Source organism: Acinetobacter sp. UBA5934, from assembly GCF_002430855.1.
Classification (GTDB): domain Bacteria; phylum Pseudomonadota; class Gammaproteobacteria; order Pseudomonadales; family Moraxellaceae; genus Acinetobacter.
Window position 1 is genome coordinate 9,490 of sequence record NZ_DJDC01000159.1, and the last position, 2,876, is coordinate 12,365.

General features: G+C 41.1%; 4 protein-coding genes and 1 pseudogene. 4 read left to right on the forward strand and 1 reads right to left on the reverse strand.

Annotation, left to right across the window (positions count from 1 at the left end):
• A partial coding sequence (locus B2Y23_RS11600) for an ATP-binding cassette domain-containing protein (protein ID WP_291370943.1) occupies nucleotides 1-568 on the forward strand: 568 nt, incomplete at its 5' end.
• A gap of 10 nt (nucleotides 569-578) precedes the next feature.
• Nucleotides 579-1,277, forward strand: coding sequence for an urea ABC transporter ATP-binding subunit UrtE (urtE, locus tag B2Y23_RS11605; protein WP_291357273.1), 699 nt, complete (start codon nucleotides 579-581; stop codon nucleotides 1,275-1,277).
• 87 nt (nucleotides 1,278-1,364) lie between these two features.
• On the opposite strand, the gene B2Y23_RS11610 is transcribed toward urtE, so the two are convergent.
• Nucleotides 1,365-2,069, reverse strand: coding sequence for a phospholipase D family protein (locus B2Y23_RS11610; RefSeq protein ID WP_291357275.1), 705 nt, complete (start codon nucleotides 2,067-2,069; stop codon nucleotides 1,365-1,367).
• A gap of 248 nt (nucleotides 2,070-2,317) precedes the next feature.
• On the opposite strand from B2Y23_RS11610, the gene ureE reads away from it, so the two are divergent.
• Nucleotides 2,318-2,800: an urease accessory protein UreE gene (gene ureE / locus B2Y23_RS11615; RefSeq protein WP_291357277.1), complete on the forward strand. Its 483-nt coding sequence runs from the start codon at nucleotides 2,318-2,320 to the stop codon at nucleotides 2,798-2,800.
• Nucleotides 2,787-2,876 (forward strand): annotated as a pseudogene (locus B2Y23_RS11620) (urease accessory protein); the annotation flags it as partial. The gene ureE and the pseudogene B2Y23_RS11620, both read left to right, overlap by 14 nt.

Below are 2,876 nucleotides of genomic sequence, written 5' to 3' on the forward strand. Positions count from 1 at the left end.
AGAAGGGACTGCATTTTTTGGTCAGACTTATAATCTGGCGAAAATGAGTACCGAGGAAATTGCTGAAGCAGGCATCGGACGAAAATTTCAGAAACCAACTGTATTTGAAAATTTTACCGTGATGGAAAATCTGCTGTTAGCCGCACCGAAAGATAAACGGGTGAAGAAAAGCTTTTTCAGCAAGCTTGATCCCGATGCACAAAATGCCCTGGATGAATCTTTACAGCAAATCCGCTTGCAGGAATTTATCAATAAACCTGCGGGCTTGCTATCTCATGGTCAAAAGCAGTGGCTTGAAATTGGCATGTTACTGATGCAGCGTCCAAAACTGATTTTGCTGGATGAACCTGTCGCGGGGATGACCGATGCAGAAACTGAACGTACCGCTGAGCTGTGTCTGGAACTGAAAAAGAATCATACGCTGGTCGTGGTCGAACATGACATGAGTTTCATCGATACCATTAGTGAAAAAGTTACGGTTCTGGCCCAAGGGGCGATTTTAGCCGAAGGCACATTGGCCGAAGTGCAAGCCAATGAAGATGTCATTGAAAAATATCTCGGGCGTTAAGGAGTGACTGATGCTAGAAGTAAAAGATGTAAATCAGTTTTATGGCGGCAGTCACATTTTGCGTGATGTGTCGTTTCATGCGCCTGTCGGTGAATGTTCGGTGGTGCTGGGGCGTAACGGTGTGGGTAAAACCACGCTACTCAAGTGTTTAATGGGTATTTTGCCAATTAAGTCTGGTCAGATCTTGCTGGATGGTAAGGACATTTCCAAACTCAGTCCGGAACAGCGTGTCCGTGCAGGTTTGGCTTATGTTCCACAAGGACGCGATATCTTTTCGACCTTAACGGTCGAGGAAAATATCCTGATTGGGATGGCGAAATTTAAAGGTGCTAAAACCCGTAAAGTGCCGGAACATCTCTATGAAATTTTCCCGGTGCTGGATGAAATGAAGCATCGTCGCGGTGGAGATTTATCCGGTGGGCAGCAGCAGCAATTAGCGATTGCCCGAGCACTGGCTTCTGAACCGCGTGTACTTATTTTGGATGAACCGACTGAAGGGATTCAGCCATCGATCATTAAGGATATCGGTAAGGTGATTCGTAAACTTGCCGATGGCGGAGAAATGGCAATCGTGCTGGTGGAACAGTTTTATGACTTTGCAGAAGAACTGGCAGATGGTTATACAGTCATGGCACGTGGGCAGGTGATTGCTCAAGGTATAGGAAGTGAAATGCCTAGAAAAGGGATTCGCGATTTGGTGGCGATTTAAATTCCCTCTCCCTGACCCTCTCCCAAAGGGAGAGGGAAAGAAGCCTCCCTTTATAAAAGGGAGGTTTGGAGGGATTTATAAATGCTGTTAAATCTCTGTATTTTCACTCCATAAAAAGTACATGCCATATTGACCTGTACGGAATTCTCCACCCGCAGATTTGCCTTCATCAGTTAAAAAGTGCTTTCCATTTTCATTTAGTGTCAGATAGCCTTTTGTAATTAATTTTTCAAAAGTGTCCGCTGTTTTTAAGCCAAGTTTTGATGCCAGCTTCGCTGTAGTCAGTTTTGTGAAAGCGGTATTTTCTTCGGATTTATTATCTTCCGCTGGGATGGATTCTGTTTTTACTTCATCCAATGTAATACGGACTTCGTCACTAATACGAATAATCCGTTGTGCTTCTTCATAAGCTTCTTTAAATACATCATTATCTTCATATTTACGGATCAGAATCCCCATTTCATTATTGTTAACTTGGCTAAACTCATAAAGATTTAAGCTTGAAATAATGCACTCAGATTCATTCAAATAGCATTTCGCATGCAAATTTTTACAGAAACTCAGACGCACATAATCCAGTTTTTGCATCCATTTAATTTCGTCAGGGTGCAGATCACTTTTTCCATAAACAATACGGATATCAATTTTAAGACGATCTTTGTCTTCTAATAATTCTTTAATGCGATCATTGAGACGTAAATATGGGCTAATTAAAATTAAACGTTCTTTGGCATTTTTAATAAGTTCTTCTAAAAAGAAATTTGTTCCGCTTGTATTCAAAAATTTTGCCATGTATCCCTCAACTTCTTATTTAATAATTGTAGAGATATTAGCTTAAATTTTTGAATCAAGAAAATAATTTGGCTTATGGACGCTCAATTAAAAAACTTCAGACTTTTACCTTCCGTATAACTTTATAACATCCGATAAATCAAGTTGGCACGATAACTGCTTTATTTTGATGCAAATTTATAATTCTAAAAAACATTTGGTCTCAATTTGGAACAAATACAGGATTTATCAGCATCAGTAGGGTAGTTATGAAAATTTATACGCAGCGTTTAGAAAACATTGCATCTGAACACAATTTTGAGTCTTTGGAACTCACATTTGATACGCGCCAAAAGAGCCGTTTTCGTGCAACTTTAAAAAATGGTGTCGATATTGGTGCAGATTTGCCGCGTACAGGAATTTTGCGTAGTGGTTCCTTTATTGCCACAGAACAGGGGGAAATTTTACGGGTAGATGCCAAGCCAGAAAAACTGATGCAAGTCACAACAGATAATAGTTTTGACTTATTAAAAGCGGCTTATCACCTGGGAAATCGTCATGTACCGCTGATGCTGACACCTTCAGCTTTGTACTTTGAACCAGATCATGTACTGGCGGAAATGGTGCAAGGTTTAGGCCTTGAAGTGAAAGAAGTGATGCACCCTTTTGAACCAGAAAGTGGCGCCTATGCCCAGCATCAACATGACCAACGATTAAGCCCAATCAAGGCTTTACATCATGTCCATCACTAATGCATCACAACTGCTCAGCTTGCTGACCTTGTCTTCAACAGCGCTGCCGATTGGGGCGTACTGTTATTCGCAAGGG

Excerpts from the sequence above, each read along its gene's own strand:
- urtE (WP_291357273.1), top strand. The coding sequence starts at position 579 with ATGCTAGAAGTAAAAGATGTAAATCAGTTTTATGGCGGCAGTCACATT.
- B2Y23_RS11610 (WP_291357275.1), bottom strand. The coding sequence starts at position 2,069 with ATGGCAAAATTTTTGAATACAAGCGGAACAAATTTCTTTTTAGAAGAA.
- ureE (WP_291357277.1), top strand. The coding sequence starts at position 2,318 with ATGAAAATTTATACGCAGCGTTTAGAAAACATTGCATCTGAACACAAT.